Source organism: Streptomyces sp. NPDC059718, from assembly GCF_042733315.1.
Taxonomy (GTDB): Bacteria; Actinomycetota; Actinomycetes; order Streptomycetales; family Streptomycetaceae; genus Actinacidiphila.
The window spans coordinates 1-16,577 of record NZ_JBHWGA010000041.1; the positions used below are offsets into that span (position 1 = coordinate 1).

Sequence of the window (16,577 nt, forward strand, 5' to 3'; positions counted from 1 at the left end):
GGTGGCGAAGCGGCTGACCAGCACGTACCTTCCGGGTCGCCGCAGCCGTGACTGGATCAAGGTCAAGAACCTCCACGCCGACGACTCCTGACCCCGGCGAACCCCAACCCCCCTTCCGCGCAGCCGGCTTGGCGGCCCGCGGCAATCCGGGTCGGTCGAAGTCGCGTGGAAACGAGGCGGCATGCTCGAACTGGATCCGCCGTTCCGGCAGGTGCCCGGGCACGACGGCTACCTGCCGCTCGAGGACTTCGGCCTCATCGGTGACGGCAGGACGGCCGCCCTCGTCGGCCTCGACGGCTCCCTCCCGTGGCTGTGCCTGCCCCGGTTCGACGCCGCACCCCTTTTCTGCGGCCTGCTCGACTCCGCCCGCGGCGGGCACTTCACCGTGGCGCCGGAGGAACTGCGGGAGGCCCGCCAGCGCTACGAGCCCGACACCGGCGTCCTCGTCACCGAACTGCGCTGCCCCACCGGCACGGTGCGCGTCACCGACGCGCTGGTGCTGCGCTCCGGCGCCGACCTCACCGACGACGCCCCCGCCGACCGCGGCGAACTCGTCCGCTCGGCCGTCGTCCTCGACGGCCGCGTGCGCCTGCACGTCGACGTCGAACCGCGCGGCGGTGCGCAGGCCCGGGCGCTGTTCAGCGGACTGGAGGTCCGCGTGCCGCGCCGGCCGGACCTGCGGCTGCACCTGCGCTCCAGCCGTCCGCTGGAGTCCCTGCACAGCGCCCATGACCTGCGGCAGGGCGAGCGTCTCGACCTGGTGCTGTCCTGGGGCCGCTTCCACCGGCACCACCGGTTCGACGCCGAGGCGATGGTGGCGGGCACCGCCGACGCCTGGCGGCGCTGGATGACCGACTTCGCCTACGACGGCCCCGAGGAACCCCTGGTCCGCCGGTCTGCGATCACCTTGAAGCTGTGCGACGACTGGGCGAACGGCTCCCTGGTAGCGGCGCCCACGTCCTCCCTGCCCGCGCCGGTCGGCGGGATCCGCAACTGGGACTACCGCTACACATGGATCCGCGACGCCGCCTTCACCGTGTTCGCCATGCGCCGCATCGGCTTCCGCGGCGAGGCGGACGCGTTCCTCGGCTGGGTCCTTGACGCGTTCGAGCACAGCCGGCGGCCCCGCATCATGTACGACGTCGACGGCTGCCCGGTGCCCGGCGAGGTCGAGGACCCCGGGTTGGAGGGCTACCGGCACTCGGCCCCCGTACGGTGGGGCAACGGAGCCGCCGACCAGCGTCAGCACGACGTCTACGGCGAGGTGCTGGACTGCGCGGACCAGTGGCTGCTCGCCGGCGGCGCCCTCGGCCCCGCCCTGTGGAGCGGCCTGTGCCGGCTCGCGGAGACCGCCGACCGGGCCTGGCGGGAACCCGACCAGGGCATCTGGGAGGTGCGCAACGAAGGCCGGGTGTTCACCTACTCCGCCGGGATGTGCCAGGTGGCCCTCGACCGGGCGGCATCGATCGGCGAGCGGCTCGGCCTGCCCGGGCGGACCGCGGCGTGGCGGGCCTCCGCGGACGAACTGTGCCGGCTGATCCTCGAGCGCTCCTGGGACGAGGACGCGCGGACCCTCGGCCGGTACCTGGACGGCGGCGGTGGACTCGACGCCAGCCTGCTCGCGCTCCCGCTGCGGCAGGTCGTCCCCGTCGGCCATCCGCGCATGGTCGCCACCGCCGCGGCGATCGCCGACCGCCTCTCGGCCGGCGGCGGACTGCTCCACCGCTACCTCCACGACGAGTCGCCGGACGGCCTCCCCGGTGACGAGGGGGCCTTCGTCCTGTGCAGCTTCTGGCTCGTCGACAACCTGACCGGCCAGGGCAGGATCGAGGAGGCCGAGGAGCTGTACGCCTCGCTGTGCGGCCGGGCGAGCCCGCTCGGGCTGATGTCGGAGCAGATCAACCCCACGACGGGGGAGTTCGCGGGCAACCACCCGCAGGCGTTCAGCCACATCGGGATCATCGCCAGCGGCGTGAACCTGGCGCGTGCGCGGCGTGCCGCGCCCGCGGAGGCGGGTGCGACGTCGTGATCCGTGGTGCCGGCGTGGTCGCGGGGTCGGTGTCGCCGCAGCGGCATTGCGCCTGCCGCCCGGGTGTGGTCACCTTCCGTGCGGGAGGGGTCACAGTCCGAGGGCGATGGCGGTGCGGGTGAGTTCGGCGGTGCTGTAGATGCCGAGCTTGGCGCGGATGCGGCGGAGGTAGGCGTCGACGGTGTGCTTGGACAGTCCCATGTGGCGGGCGGTCTGGAGGTAGGTGCGGCCCGCGGCGATGTGGCGGAGGGTCTCGCGTTCGCGGGGGGCGAGTTCGGGGACGTCGCCGCTGGTCCCGGCGGTGTCGGCGTCGGGGCTGGCGTCGGCCTGGGGCGTGGCGGGTGCGGAGTTCATGGGGTGTCCTTCGGCGGTTCGGCGGCTGCGGTCCCTGCTCACGCCCTCGGAAGCAGGAGGTCGATGTCCGATTAGGGCGTTTTGCCCTCTATGAACCACCTTCGCGCTGCGACGTCATGACCCCGTCCGCCGACTGTCACAGGCGTGTCACGAGGCGAGGACCTTGCCCGCCGTGCGGGGGCGGGGGACGCCGTCGACCGCCGTGCAGATCCCGTGGACCCGGCCGTATCCGGTCCAGCCGTTGACGTGGCCCCGGTTGTTGCTGATCTGCACCCGCTTCCTGGCCGGCTCCACCGCGGACACCAGGTGCAGGTACACCGTGCCCGCGACGCGGGCGAGCACGATGTCGCCGACCTCGAGCTTCGACGGGTCGACCGGGGCGACGGTCACCAGCCCGCGGCTGCGTATCAAGGGGACCATCGAAGAGCCGCTGGGCCGGAACTCGACGCTCGCCCCGCCGGCCACCCTGCCCGCCACTGCGTCCAGTGCTCCCATGGGGCGATGGTGACGCATACCGCTCCGTTGGCCAACCGGATATTTCCGCGCCTTGGACGACGTGCGGTCGGTTGATGATCCGGCGGCGGCATGCAAGAAGGCGCGGTTCACCTGCCGGGTGAACCGCGCCGTGTCGGGGGAGGGGGCGCGGCATGGGCGCCCTCGGGTCGCATTGTGGTCCGCGAGCGGGGAGCGGCGGTGGACGCGGCCGGAAGGAAGGCCCCATGGGGTCCCCGCCGTGCGGGGTGGGGCGGTCAGGGGGTGGTGCGGGTGTCGGGAAGGAGGAGTCCCAACCAGTCGCCCATGAGCAGCTGCGACTTCCAGGTCGCGACCCGGTCCTCGGAGACCTTGTACTGTGCCGCCACCTCGGAACCGCGGGCCTCGCCGGTGGCCATGAGCACCACGATCCGGGTCTTGTCGACGACGGACAGCTGGTCCTCGGGCTTGTCCGGCAGGGCGCCGGGCACGGCGCATCCGGACGCGGCCGCCGCCACGGGCAGGCCGGGCAGGCCGCCCGGACCCGCTGCGCCCTTGTCGCCCCCAGGAATCCCTTCCCGTGAGCACGGGGCGGGGCGGTCGGCGGAGGTGTGGGTCAGGTGCGCGGCACCCGTGGTGCCGGCGGCGACCGCCAGGGCGGCCATCACCAGGGCGACGGGCCGCTGCAGTGTGTGCCTGGACATGGCAGGTGCTTCTTTCCGGGAGGAGTGCGGGGAGGGGTGTCGCGGAAGGGCGGAGGTCCGAGGAGGGCGTGAGGACCTCCGCCCCCGTCCGCGGCGGGCCGTTGCGGCCCGTGCCTCCGGCCGGCACTGGCGGGCCGATGTCGTCGCTGACGGCGTCGTGCTCTTGCGTGAGCCGGAGAAGTGGCGATGTCTCCAGTAGGCCCTACGGCCGCTCACGCGTCACGTCGCTCGATTTCGGGACTTGACAGGAGCGTCGCCGGTCGGGATGCCGGCGGTCCGTGGCTCAGTCGGCGCGCCGGTAGTGGGCGGCGACGGCGGGCTGGCCGGTGTAGTTGGGTCCCGCGTCCGGGTCGGCGCCGACGTAGCGCAGGGGGAGGCGGACGGTGCGTGGCCCGGTGAGCGCGAGGCGGTGGTGGCGCGCGCTGTAGGCGAACCCCTCGGCCCGCAGGGCGGCGAGGACGAACCGTCCGGCGGGGCCGCCGTCCTCCCAGCGGATCGAGGCGGGGTCGAGGTGGGCGGTCAGCAGACCGCCGGGCCTGAGCCGGCCTGCGGCGCGGGTGAGAGTCGCGAGCCGGTCGCCGACGTAGTGGAGGCCGTGCACGCAGGTGATCAGGTCGTACGGGGCGGTGGGCTCCCAGTCCGTCACCGATGCCGTGACCAGCTCCACGGCGGGCGGCAGGGGCGCCGGTGCCAGGGGTCCCACCAGGTCGACGCCGGTCAGCCGCGCCGTCGCCGGCAGGCGGCCGGCGGCCTCCCGCAGGGCCAGCCCTTCCCCGCTGCACAGGTCGAGCCAGCGCGGCTCGGGGGTGCGGGCCAGTAGATGCTCGACCGGGTCGAAGCCGAGTTCGCGGGCGTAGCTGTTGGCGCCGGTCAGACCCCGCTCGCGGTTCATGGTGTTGTTGGCGACGACGGCGGTGCGCTCGAGCCGGTGGTCGGGCAGCAGATCGGGCGAGGTCATCGGACCATTCTCGGCCCCGATCCGCCTGCGCCCCAAGCGGGTTGAGGGGATTGTGACGGCCGACTCAAATGTGCATCTGAAATGCAAATTTAGGCTAGGGTGAGGGCATGGACCTTCACCGCATCCGACGGCATCCCGTGCGCACCGCCCGGCGCCACCCCGAGCGGAGGGCCCGGTGAACGCCGGCGCCGTCCTGGCGCAGGTGGCCGCGGTCTTCGTGTGGCTGGGGATGGTGCTCGGGATCTCGTTCCTGGAAGCGCCCCTCAAATTCCGCGCCGAGGGGATCACCGTGCCCCTGGGCCTGGGCATCGGACGGATCGTCTTCCGCGCGCTGAACCGCGTCGAGGCCCTGCTCGCGGCGATCGCCGCCGTGGCGCTGGCGTGGGAGGTGCCCGGGCCGGTGGCGCTGGGTCTGGGTGCGGGAGCCGCCGCCGTGCTCCTGGGGCAACTGCTCCTGGTCCGGCCCGCGTTGAACCGCCGCACGGCCGCCATCCTTGCCGGGGAGACCGGCCCGCGCAGCCGCGCGCACCTGCGGTACGTCGCGCTCGAGGTGGTCAAGGCACTGTGCCTGGCAGGATGCGGCGCGGCGCTCGTCCTGGAGCGGCTGTGAGCGCGCCCGGGCCCGTCGCCGTGGAGGGCGGGACGGGTCGTGACCTCGCGGACCGTGCGGACGTGGAACGGCTGGTGACCGCCTTCTACCGCCGGGCCTTCGCCGATCCCCTGATCGGGCCGGTCTTCACCGAAGTGGCCCGGATGGACCTGGACGCGCATCTGCCGGTCATGTGTGACTTCTGGGACTCGGTGCTGTTCGCGGCCGGCCGGTACCGGCGCAACGCGCTGGCCCCGCATCTGGCCCTGCACCGCATGGCCCCGCTGGGCCCCGGGCACTTCGCCCGCTGGCTGGCGCTGTGGACCCTGACGGTGGACGGCCTCTTCCACGGTGAGAAGGCCGAACTCGCCAAGCGGCAGGCCGGGCGCATCGCCGGATCCCTCCAACGCCGGCTGGCCGGCCGCGACGCGAGCGAGTACGTCACCATCCGCCGCCACGAGGGCGGCGAAGCGCTCTAGGCTCCGCGTCGGCCGACCCGGCTGCGGGCGCCCCCGCGCCAGGCTGCCGTCGGCCGGGCACTTGTCGTCTCAGTCGCCGAGGAACCACAGGTACAGGTGCTGTCCGTCGAGGACCCTCCGCCCGAGGTCCACGAGCTCACGCGCGAACGCATCGGTGACCACGCCCGGCGGCAGCCGCCGTACCTCGTCCAGCAGGGTGGCCACCTGGCGGCTGTTGAAAACGGTGTCCGCGTCGGGCAACAGGTGCCCCAGCATGGGAAACGCCGACTGGTCGAGACCGGCCAGCTCCGGCCCCCAGACGACCCCATGCCTGGCGCGAGCCTCGATCGTGCCGCTCTCGCTGCGGACCTGGAGATTGATCACGGTCAGAGCCTATGGTTCCCAGAGCTGCCGTGGCGGCGGCGCCGGAGAAGTACCGCGTCCGCCGCCGGGGAGCTGTCAGCGGGTGACGACGACCTTGCCGATGCTCCGGCCGGATTCCACCATCTCGTGGGCGCGGCGCAGCCCGGCGGCCGAGAAGTCCTCGATGGTGGTGGTGACGGTGCTGCGGATGCGGCCGTCGTCCACCAGGGTCGCGATCTTCTGCAGCAGGTTCTTGTGCTCGATCATGTCGGGGGTCCGGAACATCGGCCGGGTGAACATCAACTCCCAGTGCCACGCGATGCTCTTGGCCTTCAGCGGCAGCAGGTCCAGCCCCTCGGGCTCGTCGATCGCCGTGATGTGCCCGCCCGGACGCATGATCCGGGCGTAGGTCCCGATGTTGCCGGCGGAGTGCGGGGAGAGCAGGTAGTCGACGCCCTCCGGGGCCGCCGCGGCGGCGGTCGCGGCGAGGTCGTGGTGGTCGACCACGGCGTCGGCCCCGAGCCCGGTGACCCACTGCGCCGTCTCGGGGCGGCCGGCCGAGGCCAGCACCCGCAGGCCGGTCAGTTGCTTCGCCAGCTGGATGAGGATCGAGCCCACACCGCCGGCGCCGCCCAGCGCCAGCAGGGTGCCCGTGGACCTGGCGTCGAGGGTGAACCGGTCGAACAGGGTCTCCCAGGCGGTGATGCCGGTCAGGGGCAGGGCGGCGGCCTCCGCGAAGCCGAGGCTGCGCGGCTTGCGGGCCACGAGGCGCTCGTCGACGACCTGGAACTCGGCGTTGCTGCCGGCGCGGGTGAGGTCCCCGGCGTACCAGACCTCGTCGCCCACCTGAAGGGTGGTCACCCCCTCACCCACCGCCTCGACCACGCCCGCGGCGTCGAAGCCGAGGATGCGGGGCCGGTCGGAGGCGGGCAGCCCCGCGCGGACCTTGATGTCGACGGGATTGACCGACACCGCCCGCACCCGCACCCGTACGTCACGGGGCTCGGGATCCGGCACCGGCACCTCGACGTCCACGAGGCTCTCGGGGTCCTCCACGGGCAGGCCCCGGTAGGAGGCGACGGCCCGCATCGTCCGTTCGGTCATGGCCGCAGGCTCCCTCGGTGCGCTGACGGGTTCCGGCCAGCCTGTCACGCCCGTCCGTCCCCGGCAGCGGCGGCCGGACCATCCGGGTGCCGTTCCCGGGGCGCCGCCCGGCGGCCGGGATGCGGGGCAGGGCCGGACGGGTCATCCTGACCTCATGCAGCGTCGCGTCATCGTGATGCCGCCATCGATGGGCGGCGGCCGGCGCGTCCGCGTGGACGGCGAGGTCCTGGGGATCGCGTACCACCTCCGCGACTTCCAGGAGTTCCTGCGGCGCGCCGGCCTCGATCCCGACGCCATCGACATGGCCGACCCGGACCTCGTCGAATGGCGCGGGGCCGGCCCCGGCGTGTGGACGTGAGCCCCCCGCCGCGAAACGGCAGGCCACCGGCTACGGCGGCTTCCCGCGGCGCAGCGCGCAACACCAGTCGACGAGCACCGGGCCGAACTCCGGCATGAACTCGGCCAGTTCGCCCGGGCCGCCGACGGGACGATCGGCCGGCGCGAGACCGTCTGCGGCCAGGACCTGTACGTCCGCACCGCCCCGCCGGGCGCCTGGACGGGCCCCTCTACCAGGGCCGTACCTTCACCGTCGAGAGCAAGCAGGGCGCCTGGGCCCACGGGCTCGCCCACGGCGACATCAACCGCCACGGCTGTGTCCAGGACGGCTGGTTCTGCCGACGCGCCGGCCCGGGGCGCGCGCCCCTTCGACGGACACCGCGGGGCGCGCCGGGTCCGGGCCGCCGTCCGGCCGGGCGGGATGTGGCACGGTGAGGGCGCAGCGCCGAAGATCACCGAGAAGGAGTTCCCGTGTCCAAGCCCCCACTTCCCCCGGCCGCGATCGAGATGCTGAAGAAGCCCAACCCGGCCGTGATCACGACGCTGAGGGCCGACGGCCAGCCGGTGTCCACGGCCACCTGGTACCTCTGGGACGACGGCCGGGTCCTGGTCAACATGGACGGCGGCCGCAAGCGTCTGGAGCACATGCGCAACGACCCCCGGGTCACCCTCACGGTCCTGGACGACGGGAACTGGTACACCCACGTCACCCTGGTCGGGCGCGTCGCCGAACTGCGCGAGGACAGCCGCCTCGCCGACATCGACCGGCTGGCCCAGCAGTACCTGGGCCGCGCCTATCCGCAGCGGGACCGCGAGCGCGTGAGCGGCCTGATCGAGATCGAGCGCTGGCACGGCTGGGGCACGCTGAAGGACAGCAGCCAGCCGGGCTGACCGGGGGCCGGTGCGTCAGCCCTCGTACGGCTCCGCCGGCGCCCGCACCGGCCGGGCCCGGCTCACGTCCAGGAACGGGATGGGACCGTCGTTGACCGGGTCCTTCGCCCGGTGCGCGGTGTAGGTCCCGGTGACGTCCAGCCAGGCGTCCGGCCGCAGGACGGGCGGCACCTGCCCGGTCAGGCCGATCTTGACCGGGCGGGCGTCGGCCGCACAGCAGTTCAGCACCATGCGGGTCAGGTACGGGGTGCCGTCGCGGCCGATGCTGACGAACCCGGTGAGGGTGACCTGACGGCCGCTCAGGGACCGCCCGTGGTCGTAGACCGCGCGGCCGGCGTAGTCGGCGGTCTCCATCCGCAGCGGGTCCCCCGCGGGCAGGGCGGGGAAACCGAAGGGGCGCGGGACGGACGTGCCGGTCCGGGCGGCGGAGTAGGAGCCCAGGGCGGGCGGGGCGACCAGGACGAGCGCGACGAGCGGCAGCACCAGCAGCCACGCGACCTTCGGCTCGCGGTGCGGGTGCGCATGCCCCGCGTCGTGCGCGTGCCCCTCGTCCGAGCCCGGCTCGGTGCGGCGCGCGCGGCGGGGGCGGCGCAGTTCGTACCAGACGGTCGCCAGGGCGGCGACGACCAGCACGGCGCCGGCCGCCAGCAGCAGTGGCTGCAGCCCGGCCTTCACGTAGCGCAGGTAGAGGTCGCTGAGCCCGGCGTGGAGCATCGCCACCCCGGTCAGGAGCAGCACGGCGGCCTGTGCCTCCCGGTTCACCTGCGTTCTCCCTGGATACCCGGGCATTCTGGCCGGGGAGGGTTGGATCCTTGGGGCGGAGTCGCGAAGCGGCGGAGTTGGCTGCGCATCTGTTCTGACCTGCGCTCTCTTTCGTTGTCAGTGGGGGCTGTTAGCTTCTGGAGCATGACGACGACAGTGATGGCCGAGCAGGGGTCCGGGTATGCCCGGTACACCTATCGGCTGCGGGTGTCGTCGTCGGCGTGTGCCGGTCTGGAGGTGGAGTGGGCGCGGTGCCGGTGGGTGTGGAATGAGTGTGTGGCGGTGTCCCGCAAGGTCCACGGCCTGAACAAGACCGACGGGCAGAAGATCACGTGCGGCCCGGCGCAGCTGGACAGGATGCTGACTGAGGCTCGGCGGTCGATGGCGTGGCTGCGGGAGGGCAGTTCGGTGGCGCAGCAGCAGGTCATCCGGGACTTCGCGAAGTCCCGTGCCAAGGCGTTGAAGGACATCACGGCGCGGCTGCCGATGGGGCAACGGGCCGGGATGCCCCGGATCAAGCGCAAGCGGGAGGCCGCCCCGTCGCTGAACTACACCACTCGGGGTTTTCGGCTCAAGGATGGACGTCTGCACCTGGCGGGCGGCATCGTGCTGACGGTGGTGTGGTCCCGCGATTTGCCCGCGGTCCCCACGTCGGTACGCGTGTATCGGGACAGCCTCGGCCACTGGTACGCCTCGTTCGTCGTCGCCGTCGAGGTGCAGCCGCTGCCCGCCACCGGCGCCGTGATCGGTGTGGACTGGGGCGTCCGTGAGACCGCGACCACGACCAGCGACGCCCACGACCTGCCCCACGCCCAGCACGGGAGGAATGCCGCGGCGAAGCTGGCCCGCTACCAGAAGATGATGACCCGTCGGCGTACTCCGCGGAACAGGCCCGACAGCGGCGGGTACCGCAAGGCCCGCCGGGCTGCCGCGAAGGTGTCCAAGAAGATCGCCCGTCGGCGGCAGGACACTGCCCGCAAGTGGGCGAAGCGCGTCGTGCGCGACCATGACGCGATCGCGGTGGAGGACTTCCGGCCGAAGTTCCTCAGCCAGACCAGCATGGCGCGTAAGGCGGCGGACGCCGCGATCGGCGCCACGAAGACGGCTCTGATCGAGATGGGCCGCAAGCACGGGCGGGACGTCCGCCTGGTGCATCCCGCGCACACCACCATGGATTGCGCGTCGTGCGGAGCGAGAACCAAGCACGCACTTCCTCTTTCGGAACGTACCTATGCCTGCACCGCGTGCGGAGCGATCTCGCCCAGAGACAAGAACTCCGCCCGTGTGATGCTGGTCCGGGCTGGTCTCAACCCGGCTGGTGCTGATCGTGTAAGCGCTGGTGGACCGCCGGTCCCTAGCCCACGTGAGCCAGGAATCCCCGTCCATTAAGGCGAGGAGGATGTCAAAGCAGTACCGTCCCGGTCAGGGACGCCACCACGACGGCCACGGCGAAGGTGGCGGGCGCGAACCGCACCGCGAACGCGCGTCCGAACGCGCCCGCCTGCAGCGCGAAGAGCTTCAGGTCGATCATCGGCCCCACGACGAGGAACACCAGCCGGGCGGTGAGGGAGAACTGCGACAAGGACGCGGCCACGAACGCGTCGGCCTCCGAGCAGATCGACAGCACCACCGCGAGCACCGCCAGTGCGAGCACGGACACCACCGGGTTGCCCGACGCCAGCCGCAGGACGTCCTCGGGCACGAAGGACTTGAGCGTGGCCGCCGCCATCGCCCCGACCACCAGGAACCCGCCGGCGTGCATCACGTCGTGCCGCACCGAACCCCAGAACGCCGCACCCTTGCCCTGACCCTCGGCCGACGGGTGCGCCGTGGGGCGCAACCGGTCGGCGTGCCCCAGACGCTGCCACAGCCAGCCCATGGCGCAGGCCACCAGCAGGCTCGCGACGAACCGGGCGACCACCATGCGCGGTTCGTTCGGGAAGGCCACGGCCGTGGCGGTCAGCACCACCGGGTTGATCGCCGGCGCGGACAGCAGGAACGTCAGCGCCGCCGCCGGGGCCACCCCCCGCCGCACCATCGCCCCCGCGACCGGCACCGACGCGCACTCGCAACCCGGCAGGACCGCCCCCGCCACGCCCGCCACCGGCACCGCCACCGCGGTCCGGCGCGGCAGCGCCCGCGCGAAGAACGACGGCGGGACGCACACCGCGAGCACCGCCGAGAGCACGACGCCCAGCACCAGGAACGGCAGCGCCTGCACCACCACCGCCACGAACACGGTCATCCAGCTCTGCATCACCGGCGCGGACAACGCCCCGCGGACCGGTCCCTGCAGCATCAGGGCGACGAGCAGCAGCAACGTCAGCACCAGCGGCGAACTGACCCGCCACCCCTGTTCCGGATCCGGCCGCCCGGCGTCCTGCCGTGCGGTCCCGGCCGGCGCCGGGGCATCCTTGGTGACGGTCACGGGCGTGCTACCTCCGGCGGGCAGGGGGGACGTGAAGAACTGCACCCTCCATACGCCGTGGCCCGTGATGCCGTCTCATGCCCCGCCAGGACTTTGCGCAGCCTTGGTGCGAGCAGTCCTACGATGGCGGCGAAAGCAGCGGCAGCGGGGGAGGGGCGGCGACCGCCGTGAGGGCGAGTTTCATCGTGCACGCGGGCGCGGCGCTGGCCCTGGGGGCGTTCTGCCAAGTGGCGGGGCTGCTCACCTTCCTGCCCGGACCGTCATGGCCGGGCGACGGCGGCCCGGTGCTGGGCGGTGTCCTCGCGTTGCTGCTTCCGCTGCTGCTCGGTGCGGCCGTACGGGCGCTCGCCCTGACCGCGCGCGGGGTGGACGCCCGGGGCAACCGTGCGCTGCAGTGGCTCGCCCTGCGCTGCCTGCCGGGGACCGTCCAGGTGGCCCTGGCCGCGGTCTTCGCCGCGGGGATCGCGCTCATCGTGGCGACGGTCCTCGTCCAGGGCTCCCTGCGGGCCGGCGAGGCGGCAGACGGCCGCTACCACGCCGTGCGGACCGACAGACCGGGTCACGAGGTCGTCGAGGTGTCCCGAGCGGAGTACGAGGACCTGCTCGAACAGGACCATCGCTTCCTGGTGGCCGCCCTGGGGCTGTTGGCCGGCGCCGCGGCCGCCGTCACCCTCGTCACCGGGCAACTCCACCCGGGCACCCCGCTGCAAGGGACGCCGGTGCCGGGCCGTACCCCGGTGTGAGCCCGGCCCCGCGCCCGGCCCGGCCGCCCGGTCAGAGCACGCGCTGCCCCTTGCCCAGCGCGATGACGCCGCCTGCGGAGGCGTGGTAGAGCTCGCGGTCACGCTCCGGGTTGACGCCCACGGTGGCGCCGGCGGGCACGACGACGTTCTTGTCGAGGATGGCGCGGCGCACGACCGCGCCGCGCCCGATGCGGACGTTGTCGTGCAGCACCGACCCCTGCACCACCGCGCCCTCCTCCACCACGACCCCCGGCGACAGCACGGACTGCGTGACCTGCCCGGAGATGATGCAGCCCGGGCTGACCATCGACTCGCCCGCGATCCCGCCGGCCACGAACTTCGCCGGGGGCAGCCGCAGCGAGTGCGTGTACAGCGGCCACTGGTCGTTGTAGAGGTTGAAGACCGGGTGGACCGAGATCAGGTCCTGGTGGGAGTCGTAGTAGGCGTCCAGCGTGCCCACGTCCCGCCAGTAGCCGTGGTCGCGGGCGGTCTCGCCGGGCACGTGGTTGTCGTCGAAGTCGTAGACCTGCACCTGCCCCTTGGCGGTCAGCAGCGGGATGATGCTGCCGCCCATGTCGTGCACGGAGGAGTCGTCCTCGGCGTCCTGGGCCAGCGCGTCCAGCAGCACCTTGGTGGTGAACACGTAGTTGCCCATCGAGGCGTACACCCGGTCGGGGTCACCGGGCAGGCCCGGCGGATCGGCGGGCTTCTCCAGGAACCGCTCCACCCGCACCCCACCCGGTCCCGGGGTGATGATCCCGAACGAGGAGGCCTGGTCACGAGGGATGCGGATGCCGGCGACCGTGGCGCCCGCGCCCGCCTCGATGTGCTGGCGCAGCATCTGCCGGGGGTCCATGCGGTACACGTGGTCGGCGCCGAACACGACGATGTAGTCGGGCTGCTCGTCGTACACCAGGTTCAGCGACTGGTAGATGGCGTCCGCGCTGCCGAGGAACCACCGCGGGCCCAGCCGCTGCTGCGCCGGGACGGGGGTGACGTAGTTGCCCAGCAGGTTCGACATCCGCCAGGTGGTGGTGATGTGCCGGTCCAGGGAGTGCGACTTGTACTGCGTCAGCACGCAGATGCGCATGATGTCGCCGTTGACGAGGTTGGACAGGACGAAGTCCACCAGCCGGTAGGCGCCGCCGAACGGCACCGCCGGTTTGGCGCGGTCGGCGGTCAGCGGCATCAGCCGCTTGCCCTCGCCGCCCGCGAGCACGATTCCCAGCACCGAAGGTCCGCCGCGCATCCCTGCCCCCTTTGCCGCTTGCCGCTACCGCCCTTGCGACGTGCAGATCTCCTCGTACAGGCCCACGGTGCGGCGGGCCACCGCGTCCCACCCGAACTCCGCGACCGCCCGCTCGCGTCCCGCCGCCCCCATCCGCGCCGCCGCCGCGGGATCGCCGGCCAGCGCTCCGACCGCAGCGGCCAGCCCCGCCTCGAAGGCCTCCGGGTCCTTCTCCTCGTACGGCACCAGGAGCCCGGTCACCCCGTCCTGCACCACCTCGGGGATCCCGCCCACCGCGGAGGCGACCACCGGGGTGCCGCACGCCATCGCCTCCAGGTTCACGATGCCCAGCGGCTCGTACACCGACGGGCACACGAACACCGCGGCGTGCGTGAGCAGTTGCACCACCTCGGGGCGCGGCAGCATCTGCGGGATCCAGATCACCCCGCCGCGTACGGCCCGCAGTTCCTCCACCAGTTCGCGGAACTCGCGGTCGATGGCCGGGGTGTCGGGCGCCCCGGCGCACAGCACGATCTGCAGGTCCGGATCGATCCGCCGGGCGGCCCGCAGCAGGTGCGGGACCCCCTTCTGACGTGTGATCCGGCCGACGAACAGCGCGTACGGGCGGGCCGGGTCGACGCCGTGCGCGGTCAGCGCCCCCGTGGACCCGTCCGGCCGGTACAGGCGTGTGTCGATGCCGTTGTGGACCACGTGCACACGCGCCGGGTCGAGCGCAGGGTAGCTCCGCAGGATGTCCGCGCGCATCCCGTGCGAGACGGCGATGACGCCGTCGGCGGCCTCGACCGCCGTCCGCTCCGCCCAACTGGAGAGGGCGTAGCCGCCGCCGAGCTGCTCGGCCTTCCAGGGGCGCAGCGGTTCGAGGGAGTGGGCGGTCATGACGTGCGGGACGCCGTACAGCAGTTTGGCCAGGTGGCCGGCGAGGTTGGCGTACCAGGTGTGCGAGTGCACCAGGTCCCGGCCGGCCAGCGCGGCGGCCATCGACAGGTCGACCGACAGGCTGCGCAACGCCTCGTTCGCGCCCCCGAGCTCCGCGGCGGCGGCATGCCGGCTGACGCCGGGGCCGTCCGCGTCGTCCGTGCCGCCCGTCGCGTGCGCGCCGTCCGCCCCGGCCCAGCAATGGACCTGAAGGTCCGTCAGGACCCTTAGCTCGCGCGCCAGGAACTCCACGTGGACGCCCGCCCCGCCGTAGACGTACGGCGGGAACTCCCGCGTGAGCAGTGCCACGTTCACGGGCGCCTCCCCGGGTCCCGTCGCCGTGTTGGGACATCCATGCCCCGCAGAACGGTGTTCGATCCGTCTTCCCCGGCTTTCGCCGTGTGATGCCCCGCGAGGAATTCCTTCGACTTCGCCGCCCGCTTCGTGGATCGTCGGGCGCATGCGACAGGACGAGATCTGGGGCGAGGAGACCGCCCGGAACTACGACACCCCCGGCACCGGCATGTTCGCCCCGGACGTACTCGGGCCGGTCGTGGACCGCCTCGCCGGACTCGCCGGCGGCGGACGGGCGCTCGAGTTCGCCGTCGGCACCGGCCGCGTGGCCGTGCCGCTCGCGGGGCGAGGCGTACCCGTCAGCGGCATCGAGCTGTCACAGCCGATGATCGACCGACTGCGCACCAAGGCGGACGACGCGACGATCCCGGTCGTCACCGGCGACATGACCGCCGCCCGCGCCCCGGGCACCTTCCGGCTCGTGTACCTCGTCTACAACACCATCTCGAACCTGCTCACCCAGGCCGCACAGATCGCGTGCTTCCGCAACGCCGCCCGCCATCTCGCGCCGGGCGGGCGCTTCGTGATCGAACTGTGGGTCCCCGAGCTGCGCAAGCTGCCACCCGGCCAGCAGGCGGTCGTCTTCCACTCCGAATCCGGCTACATCGGCCTGGACACCTACGACGTCCTGCGGCAGCAGGTCGTCTCGCACCACTTCCGGTTCGCCGACGGCGAGCCGACCCGGCTGTTCCGTTCCCCGCACCGCTACATCTGGCCCTCGGAGCTCGACCTCATGGCCCAGCTGGCCGGATTCACGCTGGAGTCCCGCCACGCCGACTGGCACGGCGCCGAGTTCACCGCCGAGTCACGCTCCCACGTCTCCGTCTACCGGCTCCCCGCCGCCGAACGGTGACCGGGTCGCCCCCCACTGCCCCGGCACGGTTCAATGCCGGAATGGTGGACTGGGCGCACATGCCCGACTGCCGGTTCGACGTCGATCGCGTTCCGGAACTCCTCCTAGTCCTCCTCGCCGCTGAGGGAGCCCGCGGTGGTGAGGGGGGCGGTGTCCGGGGCCGGGGCCGGTGAGGCGGCGGGGTCCGGGGCGGTGGCCATGGCCGGGGTGGGGGCCGGGGGGACGGGCCGGGCTTCCGCGGCGCGCTTGGCGGTGGCGCGGGTGAGGGAGACCGTCGGGGGAGCGGGGTGCGGCGCGAGGGAACGGGCGAGGTCGCGGTCGAGGCGGCGCAGCTGGGACTGCATGTGGGCGGTCAGGCGGGTGCGGTAGGCGTTCTCGAAGGTGCGGAGGTCTTCGACCTTGCGCTGCAGCGCCGTGCGGGCGGAGACCAGGGTGGTCATCGCCCGACGGTGCTTCTCGCGGGCCTCGTGCTCGAGGGCCAGGGCCCGGTCGCGGGCGTCCCGGCGCAGGCTCTCGGCTTGCCCGAGGGCCTCGCCGACGATCTTGTGGGCCTCGGCGCGGGCCTCGGCGACGGCCTGCTCGGCGGTGCGTTCGGCCAGGGCGAGCAGGCGGGCCGTGCTGTCGACGGCGAACCCGGACTGCCCTTCCGTGGCCTCCTCGGCTTCCGCGGGCTCGGCGAGCCGCGCGGGCTCCGCCACCTCGGCGGCGGGAGCGGGGACGGGTCCCGGCGCCGCCTGGGGTTCGGGTTCGGGGGCCGGTTCCGGTGCCGACGCCACCTCGAGTTCGGGCTCCTCGTGGTGCCGGTCGGCGGACTCGACGGCGGAGAGCGCGGCGCGCAGGTCCTGGTTGAGCCGCAGCAGCCGGGTCAGCTCGGACTGCACCTCGTCCAGGAAGTCGTCGACCTCGCGCTCGTCGTAGGCCTCGCGGAGGCGGACGGTGGTGAACTGCATCCTGCGCACGTTCTCGGGGGTAATCGGCGTCTGTGCCATCTGCTCACCTCGAGGTCTTCGTCGACA

At 73.0% G+C, this 16,577-nt stretch carries 19 protein-coding genes; 8 read left to right on the top strand and 11 right to left on the bottom strand.

Annotated elements, in window-relative coordinates:
- Positions 1–181 precede the first annotated feature (181 nt).
- The gene (locus ACFV3E_RS34400; protein WP_500538512.1) at positions 182–2,029 is read left to right on the top strand and encodes a glycoside hydrolase family 15 protein; all 1,848 of its coding nucleotides are present in this window, start codon (positions 182–184) and stop codon (positions 2,027–2,029) included.
- Positions 2,030–2,119: 90 nt separating this feature from the next.
- Here the strand turns inward: ACFV3E_RS34400 and ACFV3E_RS34405 are convergent, their stop codons facing one another.
- From ACFV3E_RS34405 to ACFV3E_RS34420, 4 genes are all read right to left on the bottom strand, one after another.
- On the bottom strand, positions 2,120–2,383 hold the full coding sequence (locus ACFV3E_RS34405) for a response regulator transcription factor (protein ID WP_500538514.1): 264 nt from the start codon (positions 2,381–2,383) through the stop codon (positions 2,120–2,122).
- A 147-nt stretch (positions 2,384–2,530) separates the two neighbouring features.
- Positions 2,531–2,878, bottom strand: a complete 348-nt coding sequence (locus tag ACFV3E_RS34410; RefSeq protein WP_500538516.1) for a S26 family signal peptidase — start codon at positions 2,876–2,878, stop codon at positions 2,531–2,533.
- 254 nt (positions 2,879–3,132) lie between these two features.
- On the bottom strand, positions 3,133–3,558 hold the full coding sequence (locus ACFV3E_RS34415; RefSeq protein ID WP_500538518.1) for a hypothetical protein: 426 nt from the start codon (positions 3,556–3,558) through the stop codon (positions 3,133–3,135).
- Positions 3,559–3,841: 283 nt separating this feature from the next.
- Entirely contained in the window at positions 3,842–4,516 is a 675-nt protein-coding gene (locus tag ACFV3E_RS34420) for a class I SAM-dependent methyltransferase (RefSeq protein WP_500538520.1), read from the bottom strand.
- A 175-nt stretch (positions 4,517–4,691) separates the two neighbouring features.
- On the opposite strand from ACFV3E_RS34420, the gene ACFV3E_RS34425 reads away from it, so the two are divergent.
- Together ACFV3E_RS34425 and ACFV3E_RS34430 are read left to right on the top strand one after the other, a co-directional pair.
- Positions 4,692–5,126, top strand: a complete 435-nt coding sequence (locus ACFV3E_RS34425; RefSeq protein WP_500538522.1) for a hypothetical protein — start codon at positions 4,692–4,694, stop codon at positions 5,124–5,126.
- On the top strand, positions 5,123–5,584 hold the full coding sequence (locus ACFV3E_RS34430) for a group III truncated hemoglobin (RefSeq protein ID WP_500538524.1): 462 nt from the start codon (positions 5,123–5,125) through the stop codon (positions 5,582–5,584). Before ACFV3E_RS34425 ends, ACFV3E_RS34430 begins: the two co-directional genes overlap by 4 nt.
- A gap of 69 nt (positions 5,585–5,653) precedes the next feature.
- On the opposite strand, the gene ACFV3E_RS34435 is transcribed toward ACFV3E_RS34430, so the two are convergent.
- Together ACFV3E_RS34435 and ACFV3E_RS34440 are read right to left on the bottom strand one after the other, a co-directional pair.
- On the bottom strand, positions 5,654–5,947 hold the full coding sequence (locus ACFV3E_RS34435) for a hypothetical protein (protein ID WP_500538526.1): 294 nt from the start codon (positions 5,945–5,947) through the stop codon (positions 5,654–5,656).
- A 75-nt stretch (positions 5,948–6,022) separates the two neighbouring features.
- Positions 6,023–7,030, bottom strand: a complete 1,008-nt coding sequence (locus tag ACFV3E_RS34440; RefSeq protein ID WP_500538528.1) for a zinc-binding alcohol dehydrogenase family protein — start codon at positions 7,028–7,030, stop codon at positions 6,023–6,025.
- Positions 7,031–7,184: 154 nt separating this feature from the next.
- Here ACFV3E_RS34440 and ACFV3E_RS34445 point away from each other — a divergent pair, with 154 nt between their 5' ends.
- Positions 7,185–7,388 carry a hypothetical protein gene (locus ACFV3E_RS34445; protein ID WP_500538530.1) on the top strand — a complete coding sequence of 68 codons (204 nt, stop codon included), beginning with the start codon at positions 7,185–7,187 and terminating at the stop codon, positions 7,386–7,388.
- 449 nt (positions 7,389–7,837) lie between these two features.
- Positions 7,838–8,257, top strand: coding sequence for a PPOX class F420-dependent oxidoreductase (locus ACFV3E_RS34450; protein ID WP_500538532.1), 420 nt, complete (start codon positions 7,838–7,840; stop codon positions 8,255–8,257).
- Positions 8,258–8,272: 15 nt separating this feature from the next.
- Here the strand turns inward: ACFV3E_RS34450 and ACFV3E_RS34455 are convergent, their stop codons facing one another.
- On the bottom strand, positions 8,273–9,019 hold the full coding sequence (locus ACFV3E_RS34455) for a TIGR03943 family putative permease subunit (protein ID WP_500538534.1): 747 nt from the start codon (positions 9,017–9,019) through the stop codon (positions 8,273–8,275).
- A 144-nt stretch (positions 9,020–9,163) separates the two neighbouring features.
- Here ACFV3E_RS34455 and ACFV3E_RS34460 point away from each other — a divergent pair, with 144 nt between their 5' ends.
- A complete protein-coding gene (locus ACFV3E_RS34460; protein WP_500538536.1) occupies positions 9,164–10,408 on the top strand; it encodes an RNA-guided endonuclease InsQ/TnpB family protein in 1,245 nt (414 codons plus the stop codon).
- Positions 10,409–10,421: 13 nt separating this feature from the next.
- On the opposite strand, the gene ACFV3E_RS34465 is transcribed toward ACFV3E_RS34460, so the two are convergent.
- Complete coding sequence (locus ACFV3E_RS34465; protein ID WP_500538538.1) at positions 10,422–11,447, bottom strand: permease; 1,026 nt, start codon at positions 11,445–11,447, stop codon at positions 10,422–10,424.
- A gap of 167 nt (positions 11,448–11,614) precedes the next feature.
- Between ACFV3E_RS34465 and ACFV3E_RS34470 the strand changes: the two genes are divergently transcribed.
- Positions 11,615–12,190 carry a hypothetical protein gene (locus ACFV3E_RS34470; RefSeq protein WP_500538540.1) on the top strand — a complete coding sequence of 192 codons (576 nt, stop codon included), beginning with the start codon at positions 11,615–11,617 and terminating at the stop codon, positions 12,188–12,190.
- 31 nt (positions 12,191–12,221) lie between these two features.
- On the opposite strand, the gene glgC is transcribed toward ACFV3E_RS34470, so the two are convergent.
- Positions 12,222–13,439, bottom strand: a complete 1,218-nt coding sequence (glgC, locus tag ACFV3E_RS34475; RefSeq protein ID WP_500538541.1) for a glucose-1-phosphate adenylyltransferase — start codon at positions 13,437–13,439, stop codon at positions 12,222–12,224.
- A gap of 24 nt (positions 13,440–13,463) precedes the next feature.
- Complete coding sequence (gene glgA / locus ACFV3E_RS34480; protein ID WP_500538667.1) at positions 13,464–14,663, bottom strand: glycogen synthase; 1,200 nt, start codon at positions 14,661–14,663, stop codon at positions 13,464–13,466.
- Between the two features lie 151 nt (positions 14,664–14,814).
- Here glgA and ACFV3E_RS34485 point away from each other — a divergent pair, with 151 nt between their 5' ends.
- Entirely contained in the window at positions 14,815–15,561 is a 747-nt protein-coding gene (locus tag ACFV3E_RS34485; protein WP_500538543.1) for a class I SAM-dependent methyltransferase, read from the top strand.
- 104 nt (positions 15,562–15,665) lie between these two features.
- Here the strand turns inward: ACFV3E_RS34485 and ACFV3E_RS34490 are convergent, their stop codons facing one another.
- Positions 15,666–16,550 (bottom strand): DivIVA domain-containing protein, encoded by an 885-nt coding sequence (locus tag ACFV3E_RS34490; protein ID WP_500538545.1) that lies wholly within the window; start codon positions 16,548–16,550, stop codon positions 15,666–15,668.
- Positions 16,551–16,577: the final 27 nt, after the last annotated feature.

What these genes read in the sequence shown, in the direction of transcription:
- ACFV3E_RS34400 (WP_500538512.1), top strand. Translation starts at nt 182, where the DNA reads ATGCTCGAACTGGATCCGCCGTTCCGGCAGGTGCCCGGGCACGACGGC.
- ACFV3E_RS34405 (WP_500538514.1), bottom strand. Translation starts at nt 2,383, where the DNA reads ATGAACTCCGCACCCGCCACGCCCCAGGCCGACGCCAGCCCCGACGCC.
- ACFV3E_RS34410 (WP_500538516.1), bottom strand. Translation starts at nt 2,878, where the DNA reads ATGGGAGCACTGGACGCAGTGGCGGGCAGGGTGGCCGGCGGGGCGAGC.
- ACFV3E_RS34415 (WP_500538518.1), bottom strand. Translation starts at nt 3,558, where the DNA reads ATGTCCAGGCACACACTGCAGCGGCCCGTCGCCCTGGTGATGGCCGCC.
- ACFV3E_RS34420 (WP_500538520.1), bottom strand. Translation starts at nt 4,516, where the DNA reads ATGACCTCGCCCGATCTGCTGCCCGACCACCGGCTCGAGCGCACCGCC.
- ACFV3E_RS34440 (WP_500538528.1), bottom strand. Translation starts at nt 7,030, where the DNA reads ATGACCGAACGGACGATGCGGGCCGTCGCCTCCTACCGGGGCCTGCCC.
- ACFV3E_RS34445 (WP_500538530.1), top strand. Translation starts at nt 7,185, where the DNA reads ATGCAGCGTCGCGTCATCGTGATGCCGCCATCGATGGGCGGCGGCCGG.
- ACFV3E_RS34460 (WP_500538536.1), top strand. Translation starts at nt 9,164, where the DNA reads ATGACGACGACAGTGATGGCCGAGCAGGGGTCCGGGTATGCCCGGTAC.
- glgC (WP_500538541.1), bottom strand. Translation starts at nt 13,439, where the DNA reads ATGCGCGGCGGACCTTCGGTGCTGGGAATCGTGCTCGCGGGCGGCGAG.
- ACFV3E_RS34485 (WP_500538543.1), top strand. Translation starts at nt 14,815, where the DNA reads ATGCGACAGGACGAGATCTGGGGCGAGGAGACCGCCCGGAACTACGAC.
- ACFV3E_RS34490 (WP_500538545.1), bottom strand. Translation starts at nt 16,550, where the DNA reads ATGGCACAGACGCCGATTACCCCCGAGAACGTGCGCAGGATGCAGTTC.